Source organism: Vibrio sp. 10N.222.52.C12, from assembly GCF_041474215.1.
Lineage (GTDB): Bacteria > Pseudomonadota > Gammaproteobacteria > Enterobacterales > Vibrionaceae > Vibrio > Vibrio crassostreae_C.
Map to the genome: position 1 here is coordinate 1 of NZ_JBFRTR010000088.1, position 22912 is coordinate 22912.

The window sequence follows — 22912 nt, forward strand, 5'->3', positions numbered from 1 at the left end:
TGATTCAATATAACGTTGTCTTTTCTTTCTCGAAGAAAGAATGGTGGCTACTGCGGGATTTGAACCTGCGACCCCATCATTATGAGTGATGTGCTCTAACCAACTGAGCTAAGTAGCCATCTGAGAGCGAGACAATATAATATAATCTTGCTTTCAATGCCATTATCTTTTTAAAGATAATTACACTTTAAATAGTGGCTGGGCTACCTGGATTCGAACCAGGGAATGCCGGCATCAAAAGCCGGTGCCTTACCGCTTGGCGATAGCCCAACAATGATATCTTAAAGACATCTCAATATGGTGCGGTCGGAGAGACTTGAACTCTCACACCTCTCGGCGCCAGAACCTAAATCTGGTGCGTCTACCAATTCCGCCACGACCGCGTTATTTCCTAAAAACTCTTTGTTACTAAAGACAAACTTTAATATCAAATAGAGTGCTTAGGAAATGGTGGCTACTGCGGGATTTGAACCTGCGACCCCATCATTATGAGTGATGTGCTCTAACCAACTGAGCTAAGTAGCCATTTCCATATTGTTGCTCATTTCGAAACGTTGCCGCTTCGCTGTGAACGGGGCGCATTATGCGGAGTTGAGTGAAACCCGTCAACTTTTTTTTTGAATAAATCGCGAATAAACATCTGTTCGGTTTCTTTTTAGGCAAAGAGGCGTATTTGTCGACAAAAAACAGGTCTAAAAGGCGATATATATAGGAAGTTAACTTTCTGGTGAGGGACAATTTAGAAAGGGGAAAAACAAAAAGGCCAGTGAATTCACTGGCCTTTTTTCTAGATGTTTAATCAGAATTATACATTGAAGCGGAAGTGAACAACGTCACCATCTTTAACGATGTATTCTTTACCTTCAAGGCGCCATTTACCTGCGTCTTTCGCACCGCTCTCACCGTTAAATTCGATGAAGTGATCGAATCCAACAACTTCAGCACGGATGAAACCTTTCTCGAAGTCTGTGTGGATCTTACCCGCTGCTTGTGGCGCAGTTGCACCTACAGGGATTGTCCAAGCACGAACTTCTTTAACACCAGCTGTGAAGTAAGTCTGAAGAGTCAGTAGTTCGTAACCAGAGCGGATCACTCGGTTAAGACCTGGTTCTTCGATACCCATATCCGCAAGGAACTCTTCGCGATCTTCGTCATCAAGCTCAGAAAGCTCTGATTCGATTGCTGCACAAACAGCAACAACAACGTTGTTTTCGTTTTCTGCGTATTCACGAACAGCGTCTAGGTATGGGTTATTTTCAAAACCATCTTCTGCAACGTTTGCGATGTACATTGTTGGCTTAAGCGTTAGGAAGTTTAGGTAGCCGATTGCTGCCGCTTCTTCTTTGCCAAGTTCAACAGTACGTGCCATACCACCTTCAGTTAGAACTGGAAGTAGCTTTTCTAGTACAGTGATTTCGAATTTAGCATCTTTGTCGCCGCCTTTCGCTTTCTTCGCGTTACGTTGAATTGCACGCTCACAGCTGTCTAAGTCAGCCAGTGCAAGTTCTAGGTTGATCACTTCGATATCTTCAATTGGAGATACTTTGCCAGCAACGTGAACAATGTTTTCATTTTCAAAGCAGCGTACAACGTGACCGATAGCGTCAGTTTCACGGATGTTAGCTAGGAATTTGTTACCAAGACCTTCACCTTTAGATGCGCCAGCAACTAGGCCCGCGATATCTACGAATTCCATTGTCGTTGGAAGGATCTTCTGTGGATTAACAATTTTTGCTAATGCATCTAAGCGTAGATCTGGAACCGGAACGATACCTGTGTTTGGTTCGATCGTACAAAATGGAAAGTTTGCTGCTTCGATGCCTGCTTTAGTCAGTGCGTTAAACAGAGTTGACTTACCAACGTTTGGTAGACCAACGATGCCACATTTAAAACCCATGATATAAACCTTATTCTGCTTTGAACGTATGTAAGCGATTTTGTGCTTTTGGTAGGCCATCTTTTAATAAGATGTCTAGGCTGCGAACCGATTCGTCAACGACGGCCTCGATACACTCTTGCTCTTTTTGAGGAGCTTTGCCTAATACATAACCTGCAACTTTATCTTTGTGTCCTGGATGGCCGATGCCTAATCTAAGACGATAGAATTCTTTATTGTTACCCTGCTTGCTGATGATGTCTTTCAGACCATTATGTCCGCCATGACCACCACCTTTTTTAAACTTTCCAATACCAGGAGGCAGATCTAACTCATCGTGAGCGACCATGATCTCTTCTGGTTTAATTTGGTAGAACTTTGCTAAGGCTGCAACTGCTTTGCCTGACAAGTTCATAAAAGTCGTTGGGATCAGCAAACGAAGATCTTCACCGTGAACCATGATACGACCCGTTAGGCCAAAGAACTTTGGTTCGTTCTTTAGTGTCACGTTATGTACACGCGCTAATTCTTCAACTACCCAAGCGCCCGCGTTGTGGCGAGTTTTGGCGTATTCTGGACCTGGATTAGCCAGTCCAACGAGAAGTTTTATTTGTTGGCTCAAGGTATGGATCTCTCTTGGGATTTCAAAAAGCGCCGTATGATATCACAGTTTATGAAAAAGGTGCGAGCTAGCTGATAGCTGCGCGATTATTCCTGTTTGTGATAACTAGCAGTGCAATATTACTCAGACATAAAAAAAGCACTTCATTGACTGAAGTGCTTAATATCTTTCTCTCGCGTGTTTCTAAAACCAAGCTTTTGTAAAAAAAGCTATTGGGCTTTGATTAGTTGAACATCGCTGAGATTGATTCTTCGTTGCTGATACGACGAATCGCTTCAGCAAGCATGCGAGAAAGGCTAAGTGTTGTCACTTTACCCGTCGCAGCCATCTCTGGAGATAGAGAGATAGAATCCGTTACGATAACTTGGTCTAGAACAGAGTTCTTGATGTTGTTCGCAGCAGTACCAGAGAAAACAGCGTGAGTTGCGTAAGCGAATACACGCTTAGCACCGCGCTCTTTAAGCGCTTCAGCTGCTTTACATAGTGTGCCACCCGTATCGATCATGTCATCAACGATAACACAGTCACGACCTTCAACATCACCGATTAGGTTCATTACTTCAGAAACGTTAGCACGTGGACGACGCTTATCAACGATAGCGATGTCAACATCACCTAGCGCTTTAGCCGTTGCACGAGCACGTACAACACCACCAAGGTCTGGAGAAACCACTACTGGGTTTTCTAAGCCACGGTTAGCCATGTCTTCTAGAAGAACTGGAGTGCCGAAGATGTTATCAACAGGTACATCGAAGAAGCCTTGGATTTGCTCTGCGTGTAGGTCGATAGTAAGAACGCGGTCAACGCCAACGTTAGAAAGGAAGTCTGCAACAACTTTTGCAGTAATTGGCACACGAGCAGAACGTACACGACGATCTTGACGGGCATAACCGAAGTAAGGGATTACAGCAGTAATACGGCCAGCAGAAGCACGGCGCATTGCGTCAATCATTACCACCAATTCCATAAGGTTGTCATTGGTTGGTGCACAAGTTGATTGAATCAGGAATACATCGCTACCACGAACGTTTTCATTGATTTGAACAGCGACTTCGCCATCAGAAAAACGGTCTACAGTAGCATCGCCAAGAGAGATGTATAGACGATCAGCAATACGTTGGGCTAGTTCAGGTGTTGCGTTACCAGCAAATAGCTTCATATCAGGCACGGTGGAAACCTCGGGTTGCGTCCAGTTTTAAATAGATTGTGGGTGGGCTGATTGGTATTCAGCCAGAGTTTCTTTTAAAGGAGAAATGTTTCTTCCTTTCGCTACGAAAGCGGAAACTGTGTCAGGCAGTTGTTCTCGCACCAATTCGGCTTCTTTTTTGCTGTTAAATTCAGCAAAAACGCACGAACCTGTACCAGTCAATCTCGACGGCGCGTATTGTAGCAGCCATGAAAGTTGCTTATCAACCTCTGGGTACAGCATTCGCACAATTTTTTCGCAATCGTTTACGTATTCTTGCTCTAGAAGCGTTGCTAGCGCTCGCTTTGGCGTATTTCGAGTTAATTCTGAATGTTTGAATATGTCTGCAGTTGCTATGCTCACTTGAGGTTTGGCGACTAGATACCATTTTTCATCCGGATTAGCTGGTGACAATTGTTCTCCAACCCCTTCAGCAAAGGCGGCGTGGCCTCGAACGAAGACAGGAACGTCAGCACCAAGCTTCAAACCGATCTCGGCGAGTTGATCGTCTGACAGGTTGAGTTGCCATAAATAATTCAGAGCGACCAACACGGTTGCTGCATTTGAAGAGCCTCCGCCAATACCGCCACCCATAGGCAGTACTTTCTTGAGTTCAATATCGGCACCGAAACAGGTTGAGGTATATTGCTGTAGCGCAGTAGCGGCTTTCCAGATCAGGTTGTCTTCAAGTGCTACCCCAGGGATTTCTGGTGTGATTGTTATCGAGCTAGTTTCTGAGTTTGCGGTAACCGTCAGTTCATCACCAAAATCGACAAACTGAAATAAAGTTTGAAGTTCGTGATAGCCATTGTCACGTCGACCAGTGATATAGAGAAATAAATTCAGTTTAGCCGGAGAAGGCCAATGGGTTGGCGTTGTTATCATCTTTTCAGTGTCCACTTCGAAACTACAATGTTGATTTTGTTATTGTCTTGCTTGAATGACAATCGAGTAGGGAGTGGGATTATCTCTACCTTAGTGTTGTCTTCACCCGATAGTTGCTTATTCGGCATCTCTGTATTGCGATAGTTAGCAAAACTCAGTGTCCATAATTGGTTGCTGACTTGTTTGGTGAGAGATTCAAGCGTGTTGGTCGTGTTCAATTGGTAGCTATCGGCTTGGTCTGGAATGCCAAGGAACCATTGTGGCAGGTGATCAATAGGGATCTGTAAACCTGTCAGCTGCTCAACCAAGACTGAAGCGCTCGCATGAGTAAATACTTGATCGCCATAGGTCACGACTTTTGTACCCGATGGATCTATGGTTAGGTTCAGTGCAGTTTGACCGAGAAAAGTAGTGAGCCTTAATTGACTTTGATTTGGTGAATGTTTCCAAATGAAATTTAGGCTTTGACGTTGCTCTGGGGAAATGTAAGCGAGCTTGCCTGAGGCTTGATAGTTGTCTATCTGTAAAAGCCGATCTTGATGACTTTGCCATTCAACGCTGGTTGGTTGTTCTGGGATAGACGAGCAACCCACCATAGTTATGGCCATAAAAATAAGAGACGCGATTTTGAGAAGCTTGCTCATGTTTGCTCACAACTTGTTCAAATTTATCTAAAAAACGCTTCAACTATAGCATTGAATTCACGAACTCAGGAAAACAAATCCCGCTTGCTCTTTAAATAGAGCCATGCATCAAGTAAAATTCGCCCCTTGTTTCCATTCCCTGATCGAGAACTTCTGATACATGTCTTTGCTTGCCGTAGGTATCAATCACAATACAGCGTCGGTTGAATTGCGAGAAAAAGTCGCTTTTGGTCCAGATAAATTATCTGAGGCACTCAAGCAACTTAACGCAAATGCACACGTGAATGGAAGTGTCATACTTTCTACCTGTAATCGAACTGAAGTGTATTGCGACGTTAAAGGCGTGGCTAAAAACAAACTCATCGATTGGTTGTCGGTTTTCCATCAAGTTAGCCCAGAAGAGCTAAAGCCAAGCCTTTATATCCATGAAGAGCAGGCGGCGATTAAACACTTAATGCGCGTTGCTTGTGGTTTGGACTCTTTAGTCTTGGGTGAACCGCAGATCTTAGGTCAGGTGAAGCAAGCGTATACGGACTCGCGAGAGAACAAATCCGTTGATGCTTCAATGGAAAAACTATTCCAGAAATCATTTTCTGTTGCGAAGCGTGTTCGAACTGAAACTGAAATCGGCGGAAGCGCGGTTTCTGTAGCTTACGCAGCCTGTACCTTAGCCAAGCATATTTTTGAATCCATCGCAGATTCAACCGTGTTACTGGTTGGTGCGGGTGAAACCATTGAGCTGGTGGCTAAGCACCTTTCGGCGAATGGCTGTACAAAAATGATTGTGGCGAACCGAACTCGAGAACGTGCTCTAGGGCTAGCAGAAGAATTTGGTGCTGAAGTGATCAGCTTGAATGAGATCCCTGATCATCTTCATCGAGCGGACATCGTAATTAGCTCAACCGCAAGTCCATTGCCTATTATCGGTAAGGGTATGGTGGAAACTGCTCTAAAAACAAGAAAGCATCAGCCGATGTTATTGGTTGATATTGCCGTTCCACGTGATGTGGAATCGCAGGTTGGTGATCTAAATGATGCCTACCTTTATTCGGTTGATGATTTGCAGTCGATTGTTGATGGCAATATCGAACAACGTAAAGTTGAAGCGATTCAAGCTGAAGCGATCGTCAGTGAAGAAAGTGCCGCGTTCATGAGTTGGATGCGCTCTTTACAAGCGGTAGACAGTATTCGAGATTACCGTAAATCGGCTAACGAAATCCGCGAAGAATTATTAAGTAAAAGTTTACAATCGCTTGCCGCTGGCGGTGACCCTGAAAAAGTTTTACTCGAGCTCAGCAATAAGCTCACAAACAAATTGATCCATGCTCCAACGCGCGCACTTCAAAGTGCAGCTGAGCAAGGAGAACCTGCAAAATTAATGGTCATTAGACAGAGTTTGGGCTTAGAAAACCCTCAATAATATTAGACCTCCAACAAGATAAGACATTATGAAAGCCTCGATTCTAGTAAAGCTTGAAACACTTGTTGAACGCTATGAAGAAGTTCAACATCTACTTGGTGATCCAGATGTGATCGGGAATCAAGACAAATTCCGTGCACTTTCGAAAGAATACTCTCAACTTGAAGAAGTGACAGCTTGCTTCCAGTCATACCAGCAAGCGAAAGAAGATCTAGAAGCTGCTGAAGAGATGGCAAACGAAGACGACGCAGAAATGCGTGAAATGGCTCAAGATGAAATCAAAGATGCGAAAGCAGCAATTGAGCGTCTGACTGATGAGCTACAGATTCTTCTTATTCCAAAAGATCCAAACGATGAGCGTAACTGTTTCCTAGAAATCCGCGCAGGTGCGGGTGGTGATGAAGCAGGTATCTTCGCGGGCAACCTGTTCCGTATGTACTCTAAGTTTGCTGAGAAGAAAGGTTGGCGTGTTGAAATCATGAGCAGCAATGCTTCTGAGCAAGGCGGCTACAAAGAGATGATCGCTAAGGTTAGTGGCGACGCTGTTTACGGCACCATGAAGTTTGAGTCAGGCGGTCACCGTGTACAACGTGTACCTGAAACCGAATCTCAAGGCCGTGTTCACACGTCAGCATGTACGGTTGCGGTTATGCCTGAGATCCCAGAAGCGGATCTTCCAGAAATCAAAGCGGGCGACCTTAAAATTGATACTTTCCGTGCATCAGGCGCGGGTGGTCAGCACGTTAACACCACGGATTCAGCAATCCGTATTACTCACTTACCAACGGGTACAGTAGTAGAGTGTCAGGACGAGCGTTCTCAGCATAAAAACAAAGCGAAAGCGATGGCTGTTCTTGCTGCTCGTATTGTTCAAGCAGAAGAAGAGCGCCGCGCGGCAGCGGTTTCTGATACACGTCGTAACCTATTAGGTTCTGGTGACCGTAGTGACCGTATTCGTACGTACAACTACCCACAAGGTCGTGTTTCGGATCACCGTATCAACCTTACTATCTACCGTCTTAACGAAGTACTTGAAGGTGACATGCAAAGCTTGCTTGATCCTGTACTTCAAGAGCACCAAGCCGATCAGCTTGCTGCACTTGCAGAGAACAACTAACCTGTATGCAGTCAACATATACGGTTGAAAGTGCTTTAAAAGCAGCAATCGTAAAGCTTCAAGAGGGTGATAACACATCACCCTCCATTGATGCAGCGGTACTGCTTTGTCACGCCTTAGATAAACCAAGATCTTACCTACTGACTTGGCCTGAGAAGCATCTCACCTCAGAGCAAGAGTCTGAATTCAATGCCCTTCTAAAACGTCGCTTAACCGGTGAGCCTGTGGCTTACATAATTGGTGAGCGTGAGTTTTGGTCACTGCCGTTAAAAGTTTCCCCTTCTACATTAATCCCACGCCCAGATACCGAGCGTTTGGTTGAGGTAGCTTTGGATAAAACGTACGGCAAGCAAGGCGCGATTCTCGATTTAGGGACTGGTACAGGTGCTATCGCGTTAGCATTGGCGTCTGAGATGCCGAATCGACAGGTAACGGGTATTGATCTTCGCCCTGAAGCGCAGCAGCTTGCGACAGAGAATGCACAACGTCTCAATATCACCAATGCGACTTTTTTGCACGGCAGTTGGTTTGAGCCTTTGAGCTCTGAAGAAACTGTGAAGTTCTCTCTGATTGTTTCTAACCCGCCATACATTGAGAAGAATGATCCTCATTTATCTCAAGGCGATGTGCGTTTTGAGCCGATCACAGCACTGGTTGCTGAAGAGAAAGGGCTTGCAGATATTCGATACATTTCTGAAAACGCACGCGACTTTTTGGAAAATGAAGGTTGGTTAGCATTTGAACACGGCTATGACCAAGGTTTGGCAGTTCGTGAGATTATGCAGGCGCTCGGTTATCTCGATGTTGTCACAGAGAAAGATTACGGTGGTAATGACCGAGTGACATTGGGTCGTTACTGTTCATAGTTAGTGATTGTTAATCGTCTTGTGAGCAATGGATGATGAACTTGCTAAATTGATACCTTTAACTCGACAATACATTTAACCCGATAATGCATTTAACGCAGAAATACAGAGATTTTATGCAGAACTACAGAGCATTAACGGGTATTGTGAGGCTCGTGTTAACGAAAGCACATATAAAAATATAAAGGAATACCATGTACGAAGGTCTAAAACATTTTCACCTATTAACGATTGCTATAAGTGCGCTACTTCTCTCGATTCGTTTCGCTCTTATGATGGCTAACTCACCTAAGCTTAAGCATCCTTTCTTGCAGCGTTTCCCTCATATCAATGACTCGTTGCTATTGCTATCGGGTATTGGTTTGATTTTCATCACTGGCTTTATTCCATTTACACCAGCAGCACCATGGTTAACCGAAAAACTAACTTGTGTTATGGCTTACATCGCATTAGGTTTCTTTGCGCTTAAGCTAGGTAAAAACAAGCTACTGAGAGTATTCTCTTTCTTTGGTGCGCTAGGTTGGTTAGCGATGGCAGGCAAAATCGCAATGACCAAGACACCAACATTTTTCGGTTAATTATCTCCTTATTTCGGTTAGTTACGTATGTACGAATTTTTTGATGAAGACTTTGACCAGCTAGAGTTAGCTGAAGGTGCATTGATCTTAAATAAAGCGATTAACCCAGAAACTCAAGACAGCTGGGCTGAGCAAGAACTGGCGAGATTGTTAAAAGACGCTGAGTTTGCTTTGGTTAATGAAACCGATGAGCAGCAGAAGTTTGAATCTTTTATTCGACTATTCTTTTACGAGTGGGGTTTTGCTGGCGATAAAGACGCTTACTTCTCATCGGAAAACGCGTTTATCGATAAAGTGCTCGAGAGAAAGAAAGGCATCCCAGTGAGTCTTGGTGCGATTTTTCTTTTTCTAGGTCGCAAGCTAGGCTTCCCTGTAGAGGGCGTCTCTTTTCCTACTCAATTCTTGCTAAAAGTGAGTTGGTACGGGCAAGCAGCCGTCTATATTAACCCTTACAACGGTGAGTATGTTGGCGTGCAAACTTTACGAGCTTGGTTAATCGGACATGATGGCCCACTCGCTAAGGTGAAAGCGGAGCACTTAGAGGTTGCCGACCACCCAACGATTATTGGTAAGTGGCTAGCGTTGCTTAAGAGTGCATTACTGCGAGAAGAGCGTTATACGCTTGCATTGAAGTGTACCGATCTTGCGTTAACCTTTGTGCCGGATGATCCGTACGAAATCCGTGACCGTGGCTTTATTTATCAGCAGCTAGACTGTCATCAAGTTGCAGCAACGGATTATCAATACTTTATCGACCAATGCCCAGATGACCCGGCATCTGAGTTACTGAAATCTCAAGTGAACGTCATGAACGCAAAGACAGTGGTCGTTCACTAATTAATAATTATTTAGAGAGAATATGATGGAACAAAAAACAGTTCACATTGGCGATATGCCAATTGCTAACGACAAGCCATTTACGCTATTTGCAGGCATGAACGTTCTTGAATCTCGTGATCTTGCTATGCAGATCTGTGAGCACTATGTAAAAGTAACCGAGAAGCTGGACATCCCTTACGTATTTAAGGCGTCTTTTGATAAAGCGAACCGCAGCTCAGTTCATTCATACCGTGGTCCAGGAATGGAAGAAGGTCTCAAAATCTTCCAAGAGCTGAAAGATACTTTCGGCGTGAAGATCATTACTGATATCCACACAGAAGCTCAAGCTCAGCCAGTTGCGGATGTGGTTGATGTAATCCAACTACCTGCATTCCTAGCTCGTCAAACTGATCTTGTTGAAGCAATGGCTAAGACTGGCGCAGTAATCAACGTGAAGAAGCCTCAGTTCATGAGCCCGAATCAAGTTGGCAACATCGTTGATAAGTTCGCTGAGTGCGGTAATGACAACATCATCCTTTGTGAGCGTGGCGCTTGCATGGGTTACGATAACCTTGTTGTGGATATGCTTGGCTTTGGCGTAATGAAGAAGTCTTCAAACGGTAGCCCAATCATCTTCGACGTGACGCACTCTCTACAAATGCGTGACCCATCAGGTGCTGCATCTGGCGGTCGTCGTGAGCAAACGGTTGAACTTGCTAAAGCGGGTCTTGCTACGGGTATTGCGGGCCTGTTCATTGAAGCTCACCCAAACCCAGACCAAGCTCGTTGTGATGGCCCATCTGCGCTACCTCTAGACAAACTAGAGCCGTTCTTGAAGCAGATGAAAGCACTTGATGACCTTATCAAAGGCTTTGAGCACATCGATATTAAATAATCGAACTGCATATAATTAACAGCCGGCGCAACTGCCGGCTTTTTTGTACCTATCGGTCAGCGAGTTGCGGTTAAGTTGATACTTTCAAACCAGTTAACCTATCAGTTGATATGTTATAACGTATCAACCAAAGCTTTGATAAATAGAATAAATTTAACGAAGGTCACTTTCGGGGATGTTGAATTGAGCCAATCACAAATAATCTAAAAAATTATGAAAACGTTTGCCTGTGATCACTTATTTGCTCAAATGCAACTTTGCCGCTTTGTTACACTCTCGATAGGAGATTAAGGTGATCTATCCTACATAAATATGAAATCACTCTGTTAGGTTTACCGTCTTAATTTAAACTACTTCATGTTTTACTAACTTATAACGATGTTTCCTTAGCGGACATTTGTTGAGTTTGAGTGATAAAAAAGCAGTGGATTCCCCTAAAAAGTTCAAAGGTATGACAATGAAGCAACGCCTTATTCTAAAGACAGCACTAAGTGCTGCAATTCTAGCTACTCTAGCTGGGTGTGCGTCTCAATCAGCTCATGATTGGAACCAAGACGAAACTTACAAGCTAACGATTCTTCACACAAACGATAACCATGGTCGTTTCTGGCAGAATAAATATGGCGAATACGGCATGTCTGCACGTAAAACGCTAGTTGACCAACTTCGTTCAGAAGTTGAAGCAGAAGGCGGTAGCGTGTTGCTTCTATCTGGCGGTGACATCAACACGGGTGTTCCAGAGTCAGACCTTCAGGACGCAGAACCTGATTTTAAAGGTATGAACAAAATTGGTTACGATGCCATGGCATTGGGTAACCACGAGTTTGATAACTCTTTAGACGTATTACAAAAGCAGATCGACTGGGCTAACTTCCCAATGCTATCTGCAAACATCTACGATAAAGCGACAGGTGAACGTAAGTTCCAAGCTTACGAGATGTTCGAAAAGCAAGGCATCAAGATTGCGGTTATTGGTTTAACAACTGAAGATACCCAAAAGATTGGTAACCCTGAATTTATCGCAGGCATCGACTTCCGTGATCCTAAAGAAGAAGCGAAGAAGCTAATCGCTGAACTTAAAGAAACAGAAAAACCGGATCTAATCTTTGCTGTGACTCATATGGGTCACTACGAAAATGGCCAACGTGGTGTTAATGCTCCGGGTGATGTCGCACTTGCTCGTTACCTAAACGAAGGCGATCTAGACATGATCGTTGGTGGTCACTCTCAAGAGCCTGTATGTATGGAAGGCCCTAACGTTGCGAAGAAAAACTTCAAGCCGGGTGATGAGTGTAAGCCTGACGTACAGAACGGTACTTACATCGTTCAAGCTCACGAGTGGGGCAAGTACGTAGGTCGTGCTGATTACGAATTCCGTAATGGCGAGCTAGAGATGGTGAGCTACGACCTGATTCCAGTTAACCTTAAGAAGAAAGTTAAGATCGACGGTAAGAAGCAACGTGTTCTTATTCAAGATGAAATCGCACAAGACCCAGAGCTACTTGAATTCCTACGTCCTTTCCAAGAGCAAGGTCAAGCACAGCTAGAAGTTCAAATCGCTGAGACAAATGGCAAGCTTGAAGGCGATCGTAACGTCGTTCGTTTCCAACAGACCAACCTAGGTCGTTTGATTGCGACTTCTCACATGGAGCGTGCAAAAGCAGACTTCGCTGTGATGAACTCTGGTGGCGTTCGTGACTCAATTGAAGCCGGTAATGTTACTTACAAAGATGTACTGAAGGTACAGCCTTTTGCAAACATCCTGACTTACACAGACATGACGGGTAAAGAAGTTCTGGATTACCTAAATGTAGTAGCGACTAAACCAATCGATTCTGGTGCTTACGCTCAGTTTGCTGGTATCTCTATGACAGTAGCGAACGGTGAAGTATCGAATGTATTCATCGGTGGCAAACAGCTTCGTCTAGACGAAACTTACCGTTTCACAGTACCAAGCTTTAACGCTGCTGGTGGTGACGGTTACCCTAAACTGTCTGATCACCCAGGTTACGTAAATACTGGTTTTGTTGATGCTGAAGTACTGAAAGAGTACCTAGAAGCAAACAGCCCGGTTGACGTGAACAAGTACGCGCCTTCAGGCCAAATGGTTTACAAGTAATTGAATCCAAGCAATTGTATCAATAGGTGCTAAATTAGATTGACTCTAGCACCATGATAAATTTAACTAAAGCGACGCCTCGGCGTCGCTTTTTGTTTATCTATCGTTTGGATTTGTTATGACCCCAGCAATCAATCTCGCCAAGAAAAAGAAAATCGCTCATAGCGTGCATCAGTACCATCATGATGCCAATAATACGAACTATGGTTTAGAAGCCGTTGAAGCGCTTGGTCAAGATCCCAAACGTGTATTCAAAACGCTGTTGTTCTGCTTGAATGGTGTGGCGAAAGATTTGGCAGTCGCCGTTATTCCTGTCGACCAGAAGCTAAACCTAAAGCTGGCAGCAAAAGCGGCGAAAGGCAAAAAAGCAGAGATGGCTGATCCAGATATTGCTCAGAAAACCACGGGTTATGTCGTGGGGGGAATTAGTCCGCTTGGTCAGAAGAAAGCACTACCTACCTTCGTTCATTCCAGTGCGACAGGTTTTGAAACGATATGTGTGAGTGCAGGTAAGCGTGGGCTAGAGATTGAATTAGACCCAAAAGACTTAACACTGCTGACTCGCGGCCAGTTTGCTGATCTATGTTTATAGATTGTTGTCATGATGATAAAACTATCGAATGACAAACAAAAACGCCCGCTAGACTAATCTAGCGGGCGTTTTTATATCGAGTGTCTCGTCTTACTGATTCAGACTACTTCTTCAGACCTAAAGTACCACCAACACGCTTTGGTGCAGGTTTGTTCGGTCTGTTTGAATCTTGGCTGCGGTTTGCCGGCTTACCGCTTCTACGATCGGTATTATCGCGATCTGTGCGATTGCGATCCGAACGATTTCTATCTGAATTAGAACGCTCTGAACGAGAGTTCGATTTCCAGTTCTCGGTATTACCACCGCTTTCACCATTCGATGAATTGCGGCCACGCTTTGAATTAGGTGCATGACGGAATTCATCCGCATTGTTACCGCGGTAGGTGCGTGTACGGTTCTCGTTTTGATTACGGCGCGCTGTTGAAGCTTGGTTCTCTTCACGGCTATCAAAAAGTTTCGCGTCAGTCGCTTTGCGAATGCGTTGACCTTTCGCGTTCATTTTTGACGCATCTTCCGTACTTACTGAGCCTTCACACATCGCTAAAATTTCAGTGATCTCTTCGTCGCTCAGGTAGCGCCATTTGCCGTTAGGAATACCGTCTAGTGAGATATTCATAATACGAACACGACGCAGTTTAAATACTTCATAACCGAGCGCTTCACACATACGGCGAATTTGGCGGTTAAGGCCTTGTGTTAGCGTAATTCGGAATGAGAACTTAGTCTCTTTCTCTACTTTACATGGCAAAGTGACTGTATCGAGAATGTGAACGCCAGCGCCCATTTGCTTCAAGAATTCCGTCGTAATCGGCTTATCTACACGCACCACGTATTCTTTCTCGTGGTTGTTACCTGCACGTAGGATCTTGTTTACGATGTCGCCGTCATTGGTTAGGAAGATAAGGCCATCAGAAGGCTTATCTAGACGACCAATCGGGAAAATGCGCTTGTGGTGGCCAATAAAGTCGACGATGTTGCCAGGAATATCACGCTCAGTCGTACAGGTGATACCTGTTGGTTTATTGAGAGCAATGTAAATCGGCTTCTCTTTTGAGCGAACAGGCTTATTGTCGATCTCAACATCATCACCTGGCAAGACTTTAGTACCCATTTCAGGGATCTTACCGTTAATAGTAACTCGGCCTGCATCAATCAGTTTATCGGCTTCGCGGCGTGAGCAAAAACCAGTTTCACTGATGTATTTATTAAGGCGTTTAGCTTGGGATTCTTGTGACATGATATTCTCTTAGCGTTTCACAACGGAAATGTAGATAAACAAAAAGCAACCTTTGGATAGTTGCTTTGAGTTGAAATTCGTTAACTGAGGTAATTTTAGCACTTGGTGTGAGTCTAGGCACGAAATATCGATCTTGATGCAAAATCGTTACTAGTCCATTTATCTATCTCAACCTATTAACTGGTGCGTTTTTGATGGCGCTCTCTGTTCTCTAGCTTTTTCTCATTACTCTTTCTGAGCATTACGTAGACTGCGCCCGTACCACCATGAAATTGCTGAGCAGAATGAACACATTGAACGTCGTTGATTTGTGTTAGCCAATTTGCCACGTAGCTTTTCATCATTGCAGGTGGATTCGAACGCTCACCCTTACCATGAACAATGATGACGGTACGAACATCCATTCTTAAACACTGACGCAAAAATGAAAGCACTTCGTTACGTGCGTCTTTCAGTGTTTTCCTATGAAGGTCGAGCTTGGCTTGAATAGGGTATTTTCCTAGGCGCAGCTTTTTGTATACGCCTTCTTGTACACCGTCTTTTTTATAAGCAACAACATCGTCTGGCTTGATCATTGGCGAATAGTCTAATGATAAGTAGTCTTTCTCGTCGTCAGACAGCCACATAGCGGCTTCACGCTTAGCAAGGTGAGATTCGGTGACTCGGTGTACTTTCTGGTGTTCAGCGGTGTCATGGTCGATACGTTTAACATCGCCCATCATTTCTTGGAATAGATCTAAGTCATCATCATGAGACATAGTGTGTATCTCAAGTTGGAGAAGGATAGGGTAAGTATACCTAAGTTGAGGTTAGGTTTAAAAATGAAAAAACCGGAGAAGACAATAAGTCTGCTCCGGTGCAAAGCGTTTTGACATTTACTTATAAAGTAAAAGAATACTTAAAAGTAAATGATTTAGGCAGAGCGATTCTAGTGAGGAGATTTTTCAGTCATAACTTTGTATATGAAGAAGCCTCCATAAAACATCATGAGACCCAGAGCCCCGAAGATTACTATCATTGAAGATAGTCCCACCGCATTACCAAATAGGAGATCTAGCCAAAAGTCCATGTGTATACCTCAAAGTTATATGACATGGCTTAGTGTATTAACAAGCATTATCAATTCACTGATCTGGATCAATCCTGTTTCATAAGTTAAATACTTGTTGGTAACTGTGTGTTTTTCGTCACATCATGCTCGTTGTTGTATGTCTTTTGTTCGAACGATTCAAAATCGCAATAAATATGAGAAAAAGCCCTTGCGGATAAATTCAGAACCCGTATTATACGCTCCATCGACAGGCAATGAGCCAGTTAGATATCTCGGTGAATAGCGCAGCTTGGTAGCGCATCTGGTTTGGGACCAGAGGGTCGGGGGTTCGAATCCCTCTTCACCGACCACATTAGAAAAAGCCGTAGCAGAAATGCTACGGCTTTTTTGTATTTGGGATTTCTACATTCTAACTGCATTGACTGTTTATGGTTGAGGGCAGAGAGTTAGGTCTATTGGACAAACTCATTTGTCGCAACGTTGTTCTTAACCCAGATCAAAGCTTGTAAGCGATTCTTCACCTTGATTTTTTTAAACGTGTTGTGAAGGTGTGCTTTGACCGTATTCTCACTGACATAGAGGGTATCTGCTATCTGAGTGTTAGATGCTCCATCACCGAGTAACTTAATGATCTGCTGCTCGCGTTTGGTCAGCTTGAGGTAATAAGGACTGGTTTTCGCGCACTGCCTCTCTCTGTAGAAGCTAATGTACTGGTAAATGAGCTTTCTACTCATCCACATCTCGCCTTGCAAAATGCAGTTAAAGCCGGCCACGAGCTTTTCAAGCGTGTCCGACGTATAAAAAATGCCGACAAGATACTGCCATTTAAGCATTTCAGAGTGCGGGAAATCGCCTGGTGTATTGAGTAGCACTTCATGGACATCACTTGCTACGTCATCTCTGAGCTCCTGGTATTTCTCAATGTATTGCTTACTCATTGTCGGGAAATCAATAATAATCAGAACTAAGTCATCGTTTTTTAGGGATTTAGCACTGAGCCTTTCCGGTGATATGAGTTTTATGTTCAGGTTAACTTTCTGTTCTATAGACTCTTTTAGTAGTATCGATTGTAAATTGTTCTCCGCAAGTAAAATGGCGTTATGAGCCTCCAGTTTAGCCATGTGGAACTCCTTTTCTTAACTCATTACTTGAACTTTAGGTGTTTTAGTTTAAAGCACGTATTGTTATTTTGCTAACTTTTAAAGCTAATTATTCATCAAATTTATGAAATTAATTTAATAGTATTGTCGAAGGTAAAATAATACTTAAGTAGAAAGAGGGAATTACCGAGATTTATGGTTTTATTTTATTGATTGTACAGTCTTTATGAATTTTCCAGATCCCCTTGTTTGGGTGAAGTTTTATAGTGGCAGGAAACTGATTTATATTAATAATCAACGTTGTAATACCACTATTCGTATTCTGGTTGAAATTAGAGTTGGTGTTCGTACTCAACGTTAATGAAGATGCCACACTGTTATTTATGGTCAGAATAAGACTTTTATTTTTTATCAGGCACTGTACTGAATTTAAATCAGAAGAAAATCCATTAAAATGGAAAGAAATAAATAAAACGGCGATCAACGCCGTTTTAATATATGCACTCTTTATCATATTAATTCTGATAAATTATACCGACATTACCACTTGCGCCATTACCTGAAACGAGAGCAGTATCATAAGAGGTTTGTTCAATCATAAATTGGTTTGAACTGCTGTTTGTTAAGCTAACAATGGCATCTGAATGAGATCCTGTTTGTAACGTGAATACTCGGTTATCGCTACTGCTCACGAGATCGATATCGACATAGTTATCGTCGCCACCACCAACATCGGTGTTGACTATCGTTTGAACATAGTTATTATCGCCGCTGATATCGATGTCTACATCATTATTATCAACACTCGCGTTACTAAACTCGGTATAGGTTGTATTGGAGTTACCAGAGACATTCACATCAGCTTCATTGTAGTCAGCACCACCTAGAGCATTGACGACAGAGATGTTCTCGTTACCCACTTGTGTAACTCGTAAATCATTGCTTCGACCATAAGGTTGAACTGTAATTTGGGCTTGGTTACTAACACCATCTTGATCAACCCAGGCGTTGTTGTTTACATAGCGTAACTTAACGTGAGCTTCATTGAGATTGCCATCTTGTTGAACCACTACGTCAGAGTTATAGCTAGCATGTGTGTCAACTAGTGCAACATGCCCATCAGTAACACCAGACGTGTTCTGGTTAATGGTGACATTGGCATTATCGCCACTACCCATTTGCCAAACGGCAGTATTATCCATCGCTAAAGGTTGAATACCGGCTACTGTCGATGATATGCCAAGATCGGTTGTTCCTTCTATTGTCCCCAACGCTGGCTCAGAGGCTGGAAAAGGAGCAGGTAAATTATCTGCGTATGCTGCATTAAAGCCCAGAATAGCACCGACTATAATTCCAATTTGTGTAACTTTCATAAGTTGTATCCTTATACATTTCCATGTCGACTATGTTGTTACTTCATCGAGAAGCAACGGTGAATCAAGCTTTCCATACTGCGCGCTAATTGGCTTGATTGATGTGAATTCTCATTGAGCTAGACGCTTTCACTAAAGCAAAGTCGTTGCCGTCTTGAGAAATTCCTAAATTACTTCTTCCAGAACCAACCAAATAAGCAGTATTGCCATTGCCTTTTTGGTCAATGCTCAGCTGACTACTCTGTCTTGAGAAGTTAGCTTGTCCGATAACTGCTAAATTGTTATTCCCGTCTTGGGAAATAAGCGCTTCAGAATTTACTCCGAGTTGCCCAATTGCGGCATCGTTATTTGAACCATTCTGGTCTATTAAGGCGGTATTATTGCGCCCTGTTTGACCAATGTATGCGGAGTTAGAACTTCCGCTTTGCGTTATCTTCGCTCTGTTGTTCGCGGTAATACCAGGACTGCGTTGCTTTATTATTGCTATTGAATCAGTAGCATTAGATATATTTAATTCTGAATAATTATCTAAATCTCCAGAAGAGAAGCTTTCTAAATAATTATAATCATTGACTATATCTTGATTAACATTATGTAAAAAATCCCCTTCTATATCTGACGCGATAGCATTATTAAAACCTCCTGATAAAAAATATAAACAAGTTAAGCTGATAAGTGATGCTTTCCCAATTACCATCATCTTTACCTTAAAGTGTTCGTGATTATGATCCCTACGAAAATAAACTGCGTAGGGAATGAGTGAACCTTTGTCTTATCGAAATCCTAGGCCTTGAATTTACGAACAGCTATAAACTTAAAGTTGAAAATATTTAGTTGTTCATATGAAATTTAATTAGTATTTGACCGAATCCTACCAACCTTAGTTAATCAATTCCCTTCAGTAATTAATTCGAAAGTTTATATATGCCACTGTAAGCATGAATTACGCTTTATTCAGTTTCAACGAATCACATTCTCATTTTGTAAATAGACTTTGAATGGGAGCACATATGAAAATCAAGCTGCTTACAATAACTCTGCTTTCCTTTGCTCTTCATGCAGAAGAAAAGAGTCATGGTCTTGAAAATGCTGCTCCTTTAGAAAATGGACAAAAACTTGAGGACTCGACAAATAATCTTAAGGAAAAATTCAATGACTTCAGTGAAGTCGATGGAATCATTGTGGACAGAACCATTACGCGGTTGGGAGAGGATTTCTATTTTTTCTTCTCGCAATCGCTCAATGATAGTTATCCCGACCTTAAGGAAAATTTGACGGTAAAAGAAAGGCCAACGGCGTTATCAGGAAGCATCATAGAGGTTCAACACTCTAGAAAACCGATCTTCCGTACGGCGTTGTCCCCTGGTCGTAGACAAGCGAAAGAACGCGCTGCCGATGCAACACGAGTGGTTGGGAATTACATCATCCGATGGCAAGCGGAACGGATCTTTCAGGACACTTACGATCTAGACCATGATGAATTTTAAGGAGCCAAGGATGTCGATATTTTTCAGAAAGGCCGCGCTCATTGCGCTGATAGTTTCGCCTTCGGTTTACTCAAGCGAATTAGTTTATACGCCCGTAAATCCAAGTTTTGGCGGAAACGCTTTAAACAGTTCTCACCTTTTTAATCACGCTAATGCTATCAATGATTATGAAGACCCAAGTGCAAGGGATATCTTTGATGAGCAAGAATCAGCCTTAGATCGTTTAGCGTCTAGTTTAGAGTCCCGTTTAATTAGCCAATTGCTTGCTGACGTGGGTAATGGAAACACGGGGCAGTTGGAAACTGATGATTTTTTCCTGAATATTGTGGATGATTCCGGGACTTTGTTGGTTCAAATCGTCGATAAAGAGACTGGGGAATCGACAGAAATCAGTGTCTCTGGATTAAACCCCGACCTCTAATCACAAGGATTGTGTTATGAAATCGATCATTATCGTCTTCTTGACCTTTGTGTTGGGAGGGTGCACTTACTCTATGCAAATTCCAGAGACTTCTGAAACGCCAAAGTTGATGCCGAGAGGATCGACTTATACGGACCTGATCTCATTACCTCAGCCTCGCGGTAAAATACTTGTTTCGGTTTATGATTTTAGAGATCAAACGGGACAGTATAAACCTCAGCCAAACAGTAACTTTTCGACAGCGGTACCACAGGGTGGAACGTCTTTACTGACCACGGCATTGATAGATTCCCAGTGGTTTGTTCCTCTAGAGCGTGAAGGGCTCCAGAACTTGTTGACGGAACGTAAGATCATTCGTGCTGCTCAGAAAAAAGACAAGGTAGTGAACAATCACGGAGCCGACTTAACATCGTTGAGCTCTGCGAATATCGTTATTGAAGGCGGTATTGTTGCTTATGACTCTAATATTGTTACAGGTGGGGCTGGTGCGAAGTATCTTGGCATTGGTGGCTCAGGGCAGTATAGAACCGATCAAGTGACAGTTAACTTAAGAGCCGTTGATGTAAGAACAGGGCAAGTTCTGTTGAGTGTGACTACGACAAAAACCATTTCATCACATGAGATAGGATTCGGCGCATTCAGGTTTGTTGACTACAAAGAACTATTAGAAGTTGAAATGGGCTACAGCCAAAATGAACCCGTTAATATCGCTGTGATGTCAGCGATTGATGCTGCGGTAATACATCTTATTGTAAAAGGCATGAAGCGTGGAATGTGGTCGCCGGGCGATCCTAATGCACTACAAAATCCAATTATTGCTCGTTATTCCGAAGAGAGCGCCGACATATTGTAAGCAACCGAGTAAGCAGCAAAATAGGGCTATGCGGAAAACGGACCTTTCCCTTAGCCCTGTTTTTTTCTTCAAGCAACTCAATGATCAATTCACATCGCACGTAATATCTTTTATCGGTGTTTCCGAGGTAACAAAACAAACATACGCTTCCGCTGGCTTATTCGGGCCTATTCGAATGTAACCTGCCTTTATTTCATCTTCATCAAACGTCACCGAGTGAGAACTTCCCGTTTGGTTGTCGTAAAAGTTTGCTTCAAAATTGTTGTTCATTTGGCTTGCGATACGGTTTCGTGTTGTAGATGTTGTGAACGTAATATTGGCGCAGCGCATCGGTGGTTTCTCTGTAATGAGAAATTGCCCACTTTCTTTATCTATCACGCCCCCCTTTGTATCTGGCTGAATGTCGATAGCTTGAAATTGTTCTACCGTACAAGTTTCTTTGGCTGAGGCTATTGAGGGCATCAGCATCGTGAGGGCTAAAGGGAAAGCAAAAAGTACTGGTTTCATTAGAACAACGCCATAGGTAAAAAGAGCGAAAGATAATAGCACTGCAATGGTGCCATTAAATGTAAAGATTCTGTTATTAAGGAAATACTTTTATAACGAAAACAAAATGAGGTTGAGCATCGTTAGCTTTTTTAGCTAGTCTCAAATTGACATTGGGCTGATTGGCTTTGTGATTGCTGAATGACACTGAAGCCTTTCTTTTCTAATAACTGTATAAGGTTACCTTCTCCAATTAGGTGCAAGGTACCAACTACTATCATGTAGTTCCCTTTAGTCTTAAGCTTCCAATCATTGGAGGATAGTTTGTTTGCCCAGTCTATGTTGCGTCGGTTAAGAATGCTTTCTCAAGTTCAGGCGACATCTCTGACAGTTCTGAGAAGGCTTCCAGCTTCGCTAAATCACCCGCTTTCCAGCTTTCAATCAGGCAATGAACCACGCGATCAGTTTGGTCAAATTCTTCTAGGCTACTGACTAACCATTCCTTACCGTCGTCCTTTTGTTTTGTCATCAGGTCTATTTGAAATTGCAGTGGCTCTAAGCTGATCACCGGAACGTCTTGGATGGTTGCCTTATAGGCTAATGTTGCGTCTACACCGCCCGCCGAGCCATAGCCAAGATTCTTTAATTGCTGCATTTGTATCGATAGAGATGTCGCCCAAGGTGGAGAGCTCAATAGTTGCTGAGTCGGCATACCCAAAGATTTTGAAATGCTTGTTAGTAACTGCTTTTGTTCTGTGCTGAGCACATCGGCAGTGGTGACGGTTGTAGCCGGGTATACGACACCTTCGGATTTCCTGATATCCGTTTCGATAATTAAGCCATCACTGTTTTTTAGCGCGTCGGTGATCGCCGAAGGAAGGGGGTACATACTCTCGTCTCCAACGTGCACTGAACCTAAGATAGTGAGTGTCAGATCATCCTTTTGTGCTTGCCAATAAAGGGGCTCGGCGACCGCTTGCCTAGCTGAAAAAGCGAGAACGAATAAAACCATGTACCAGAGTGGACGCAAAGGGAGCTCCTTAAGGAAGTATTAAACTCGTTAAAATCGATTTTGACGGTGTTTTTTAACGGTTTTTTTTGAGAACAATGTCACGTTGTTTGTACGAAAAGTATAATAATACGCTGAAACTCTAAATCCTTTCTGACTACCAATGACACGATTTTATGAAATCGGTAAAAAAGATTGTGATTCATTTCTCAAATTTTACGTCAAAATTAAAATGACGGAAGTGCCGTTGCTTGTAACTTGATGATTTTATTTAAA

Annotated in this window: 23 protein-coding genes, 5 tRNA genes and 1 pseudogene; 12 read left to right on the top strand and 17 right to left on the bottom strand. The window is 43.0% G+C overall.

Going from position 1 to position 22912, the window contains the following annotated elements:
* Positions 1 to 41: 41 nt before the first annotated feature.
* From AB4623_RS15970 to lolB, 9 genes are all read right to left on the bottom strand, one after another.
* Positions 42 to 118: transfer RNA gene (locus AB4623_RS15970), tRNA-Met, on the bottom strand.
* A gap of 77 nt (positions 119 to 195) precedes the next feature.
* Positions 196 to 270: transfer RNA gene (locus AB4623_RS15975), tRNA-Gln, on the bottom strand.
* Between the two features lie 28 nt (positions 271 to 298).
* A tRNA-Leu gene (locus tag AB4623_RS15980) sits at positions 299 to 383 on the bottom strand.
* A 65-nt stretch (positions 384 to 448) separates the two neighbouring features.
* Positions 449 to 525 (bottom strand) — tRNA-Met (locus AB4623_RS15985).
* 280 nt (positions 526 to 805) lie between these two features.
* Positions 806 to 1897 (bottom strand): redox-regulated ATPase YchF, encoded by a 1092-nt coding sequence (ychF, locus tag AB4623_RS15990; RefSeq protein WP_010439159.1) that lies wholly within the window; start codon positions 1895 to 1897, stop codon positions 806 to 808.
* Between the two features lie 10 nt (positions 1898 to 1907).
* Complete coding sequence (gene pth / locus AB4623_RS15995) at positions 1908 to 2498, bottom strand: aminoacyl-tRNA hydrolase (RefSeq protein WP_004739815.1); 591 nt, start codon at positions 2496 to 2498, stop codon at positions 1908 to 1910.
* 223 nt (positions 2499 to 2721) lie between these two features.
* Entirely contained in the window at positions 2722 to 3666 is a 945-nt protein-coding gene (locus tag AB4623_RS16000; RefSeq protein WP_004739814.1) for a ribose-phosphate pyrophosphokinase, read from the bottom strand.
* Positions 3667 to 3693: 27 nt separating this feature from the next.
* Positions 3694 to 4569 (bottom strand): 4-(cytidine 5'-diphospho)-2-C-methyl-D-erythritol kinase, encoded by an 876-nt coding sequence (gene ispE, locus AB4623_RS16005; RefSeq protein ID WP_170962373.1) that lies wholly within the window; start codon positions 4567 to 4569, stop codon positions 3694 to 3696.
* A complete protein-coding gene (lolB, locus tag AB4623_RS16010; RefSeq protein WP_372146851.1) occupies positions 4566 to 5213 on the bottom strand; it encodes a lipoprotein insertase outer membrane protein LolB in 648 nt (215 codons plus the stop codon). The genes ispE and lolB overlap by 4 nt, the downstream gene beginning before the upstream one ends.
* Before the next feature lie 160 nt (positions 5214 to 5373).
* Here lolB and hemA point away from each other — a divergent pair, with 160 nt between their 5' ends.
* From hemA to ybaK, 8 genes are all read left to right on the top strand, one after another.
* The gene (gene hemA, locus AB4623_RS16015) at positions 5374 to 6633 is read left to right on the top strand and encodes a glutamyl-tRNA reductase (protein ID WP_017062312.1); all 1260 of its coding nucleotides are present in this window, start codon (positions 5374 to 5376) and stop codon (positions 6631 to 6633) included.
* A 28-nt stretch (positions 6634 to 6661) separates the two neighbouring features.
* Positions 6662 to 7750, top strand: coding sequence for a peptide chain release factor 1 (prfA, locus tag AB4623_RS16020; protein ID WP_017062313.1), 1089 nt, complete (start codon positions 6662 to 6664; stop codon positions 7748 to 7750).
* Positions 7751 to 7755: 5 nt separating this feature from the next.
* Positions 7756 to 8616, top strand: coding sequence for a peptide chain release factor N(5)-glutamine methyltransferase (gene prmC, locus AB4623_RS16025; protein ID WP_372146853.1), 861 nt, complete (start codon positions 7756 to 7758; stop codon positions 8614 to 8616).
* A 194-nt stretch (positions 8617 to 8810) separates the two neighbouring features.
* Entirely contained in the window at positions 8811 to 9194 is a 384-nt protein-coding gene (locus tag AB4623_RS16030) for a SirB2 family protein (RefSeq protein ID WP_009848726.1), read from the top strand.
* A 27-nt stretch (positions 9195 to 9221) separates the two neighbouring features.
* Entirely contained in the window at positions 9222 to 10031 is an 810-nt protein-coding gene (locus AB4623_RS16035; RefSeq protein ID WP_372146855.1) for a SirB1 family protein, read from the top strand.
* A 22-nt stretch (positions 10032 to 10053) separates the two neighbouring features.
* Positions 10054 to 10908: a 3-deoxy-8-phosphooctulonate synthase gene (gene kdsA / locus AB4623_RS16040; RefSeq protein ID WP_372110038.1), complete on the top strand. Its 855-nt coding sequence runs from the start codon at positions 10054 to 10056 to the stop codon at positions 10906 to 10908.
* Positions 10909 to 11365: 457 nt separating this feature from the next.
* A complete protein-coding gene (gene ushA, locus AB4623_RS16045; RefSeq protein WP_017064163.1) occupies positions 11366 to 13027 on the top strand; it encodes a bifunctional UDP-sugar hydrolase/5'-nucleotidase UshA in 1662 nt (553 codons plus the stop codon).
* A 118-nt stretch (positions 13028 to 13145) separates the two neighbouring features.
* Positions 13146 to 13619, top strand: coding sequence for a Cys-tRNA(Pro) deacylase (gene ybaK / locus AB4623_RS16050; RefSeq protein ID WP_050651812.1), 474 nt, complete (start codon positions 13146 to 13148; stop codon positions 13617 to 13619).
* A gap of 103 nt (positions 13620 to 13722) precedes the next feature.
* On the opposite strand, the gene rluF is transcribed toward ybaK, so the two are convergent.
* From rluF to AB4623_RS16065, 3 genes are all read right to left on the bottom strand, one after another.
* Positions 13723 to 14856, bottom strand: coding sequence for a 23S rRNA pseudouridine(2604) synthase RluF (gene rluF, locus AB4623_RS16055; protein WP_017064161.1), 1134 nt, complete (start codon positions 14854 to 14856; stop codon positions 13723 to 13725).
* Positions 14857 to 15032: 176 nt separating this feature from the next.
* A complete protein-coding gene (gene smrA / locus AB4623_RS16060; protein WP_017062320.1) occupies positions 15033 to 15614 on the bottom strand; it encodes a DNA endonuclease SmrA in 582 nt (193 codons plus the stop codon).
* Positions 15615 to 15784: 170 nt separating this feature from the next.
* Complete coding sequence (locus tag AB4623_RS16065) at positions 15785 to 15925, bottom strand: DUF3149 domain-containing protein (RefSeq protein ID WP_017062321.1); 141 nt, start codon at positions 15923 to 15925, stop codon at positions 15785 to 15787.
* A 255-nt stretch (positions 15926 to 16180) separates the two neighbouring features.
* Between AB4623_RS16065 and AB4623_RS16070 the strand changes: the two genes are divergently transcribed.
* Positions 16181 to 16257: transfer RNA gene (locus AB4623_RS16070), tRNA-Pro, on the top strand.
* A 102-nt stretch (positions 16258 to 16359) separates the two neighbouring features.
* On the opposite strand, the gene AB4623_RS16075 is transcribed toward AB4623_RS16070, so the two are convergent.
* The 3 genes from AB4623_RS16075 to AB4623_RS16085 all read right to left on the bottom strand — a co-directional run bounded on the left by AB4623_RS16075 (position 16360) and on the right by AB4623_RS16085 (position 19077).
* Positions 16360 to 17028, bottom strand: a complete 669-nt coding sequence (locus tag AB4623_RS16075; RefSeq protein WP_017064159.1) for a LuxR C-terminal-related transcriptional regulator — start codon at positions 17026 to 17028, stop codon at positions 16360 to 16362.
* Between the two features lie 494 nt (positions 17029 to 17522).
* Positions 17523 to 18380, bottom strand: coding sequence for a curlin (locus AB4623_RS16080; protein WP_102428680.1), 858 nt, complete (start codon positions 18378 to 18380; stop codon positions 17523 to 17525).
* Positions 18381 to 18465: 85 nt separating this feature from the next.
* Positions 18466 to 19077, bottom strand: a complete 612-nt coding sequence (locus AB4623_RS16085; RefSeq protein WP_017064156.1) for a hypothetical protein — start codon at positions 19075 to 19077, stop codon at positions 18466 to 18468.
* 313 nt (positions 19078 to 19390) lie between these two features.
* Between AB4623_RS16085 and AB4623_RS16090 the strand changes: the two genes are divergently transcribed.
* Genes AB4623_RS16090 through AB4623_RS16100 form a run of 3 tightly spaced genes read left to right on the top strand, consistent with a single transcriptional unit; the run spans position 19391 to position 21141 of the window.
* The gene (locus AB4623_RS16090) at positions 19391 to 19867 is read left to right on the top strand and encodes a curli production assembly/transport protein CsgE (protein WP_017064155.1); all 477 of its coding nucleotides are present in this window, start codon (positions 19391 to 19393) and stop codon (positions 19865 to 19867) included.
* 10 nt (positions 19868 to 19877) lie between these two features.
* On the top strand, positions 19878 to 20288 hold the full coding sequence (locus AB4623_RS16095) for a curli assembly protein CsgF (RefSeq protein ID WP_102333662.1): 411 nt from the start codon (positions 19878 to 19880) through the stop codon (positions 20286 to 20288).
* 16 nt (positions 20289 to 20304) lie between these two features.
* Positions 20305 to 21141 carry a CsgG/HfaB family protein gene (locus AB4623_RS16100; RefSeq protein ID WP_102428681.1) on the top strand — a complete coding sequence of 279 codons (837 nt, stop codon included), beginning with the start codon at positions 20305 to 20307 and terminating at the stop codon, positions 21139 to 21141.
* An 84-nt stretch (positions 21142 to 21225) separates the two neighbouring features.
* Here the strand turns inward: AB4623_RS16100 and AB4623_RS16105 are convergent, their stop codons facing one another.
* Positions 21226 to 21648, bottom strand: coding sequence for a hypothetical protein (locus tag AB4623_RS16105; protein WP_102428682.1), 423 nt, complete (start codon positions 21646 to 21648; stop codon positions 21226 to 21228).
* A 131-nt stretch (positions 21649 to 21779) separates the two neighbouring features.
* Positions 21780 to 22639, bottom strand: a pseudogene (locus AB4623_RS16110) (TraB/GumN family protein).
* Positions 22640 to 22912 lie beyond the last annotated feature (273 nt).

Bases quoted from the DNA above. Each gene is read 5' to 3' on its own strand.
- AB4623_RS16095 (WP_102333662.1), top strand. From the start codon at position 19,878: ATGTCGATATTTTTCAGAAAGGCCGCGCTCATTGCGCTGATAGTTTCG.
- AB4623_RS16035 (WP_372146855.1), top strand. From the start codon at position 9,222: ATGTACGAATTTTTTGATGAAGACTTTGACCAGCTAGAGTTAGCTGAA.
- AB4623_RS16085 (WP_017064156.1), bottom strand. From the start codon at position 19,077: ATGGTAATTGGGAAAGCATCACTTATCAGCTTAACTTGTTTATATTTT.
- AB4623_RS16030 (WP_009848726.1), top strand. From the start codon at position 8,811: ATGTACGAAGGTCTAAAACATTTTCACCTATTAACGATTGCTATAAGT.
- AB4623_RS16075 (WP_017064159.1), bottom strand. From the start codon at position 17,028: ATGGCTAAACTGGAGGCTCATAACGCCATTTTACTTGCGGAGAACAAT.
- AB4623_RS16065 (WP_017062321.1), bottom strand. From the start codon at position 15,925: ATGGACTTTTGGCTAGATCTCCTATTTGGTAATGCGGTGGGACTATCT.
- lolB (WP_372146851.1), bottom strand. From the start codon at position 5,213: ATGAGCAAGCTTCTCAAAATCGCGTCTCTTATTTTTATGGCCATAACT.
- AB4623_RS16100 (WP_102428681.1), top strand. From the start codon at position 20,305: ATGAAATCGATCATTATCGTCTTCTTGACCTTTGTGTTGGGAGGGTGC.
- ychF (WP_010439159.1), bottom strand. From the start codon at position 1,897: ATGGGTTTTAAATGTGGCATCGTTGGTCTACCAAACGTTGGTAAGTCA.
- AB4623_RS16080 (WP_102428680.1), bottom strand. From the start codon at position 18,380: ATGAAAGTTACACAAATTGGAATTATAGTCGGTGCTATTCTGGGCTTT.
- prfA (WP_017062313.1), top strand. From the start codon at position 6,662: ATGAAAGCCTCGATTCTAGTAAAGCTTGAAACACTTGTTGAACGCTAT.
- ybaK (WP_050651812.1), top strand. From the start codon at position 13,146: ATGACCCCAGCAATCAATCTCGCCAAGAAAAAGAAAATCGCTCATAGC.
- prmC (WP_372146853.1), top strand. From the start codon at position 7,756: ATGCAGTCAACATATACGGTTGAAAGTGCTTTAAAAGCAGCAATCGTA.
- kdsA (WP_372110038.1), top strand. From the start codon at position 10,054: ATGATGGAACAAAAAACAGTTCACATTGGCGATATGCCAATTGCTAAC.
- rluF (WP_017064161.1), bottom strand. From the start codon at position 14,856: ATGTCACAAGAATCCCAAGCTAAACGCCTTAATAAATACATCAGTGAA.
- smrA (WP_017062320.1), bottom strand. From the start codon at position 15,614: ATGTCTCATGATGATGACTTAGATCTATTCCAAGAAATGATGGGCGAT.
- AB4623_RS16090 (WP_017064155.1), top strand. From the start codon at position 19,391: ATGAAAATCAAGCTGCTTACAATAACTCTGCTTTCCTTTGCTCTTCAT.
- ushA (WP_017064163.1), top strand. From the start codon at position 11,366: ATGAAGCAACGCCTTATTCTAAAGACAGCACTAAGTGCTGCAATTCTA.
- ispE (WP_170962373.1), bottom strand. From the start codon at position 4,569: ATGATAACAACGCCAACCCATTGGCCTTCTCCGGCTAAACTGAATTTA.
- hemA (WP_017062312.1), top strand. From the start codon at position 5,374: ATGTCTTTGCTTGCCGTAGGTATCAATCACAATACAGCGTCGGTTGAA.
- AB4623_RS16105 (WP_102428682.1), bottom strand. From the start codon at position 21,648: ATGAAACCAGTACTTTTTGCTTTCCCTTTAGCCCTCACGATGCTGATG.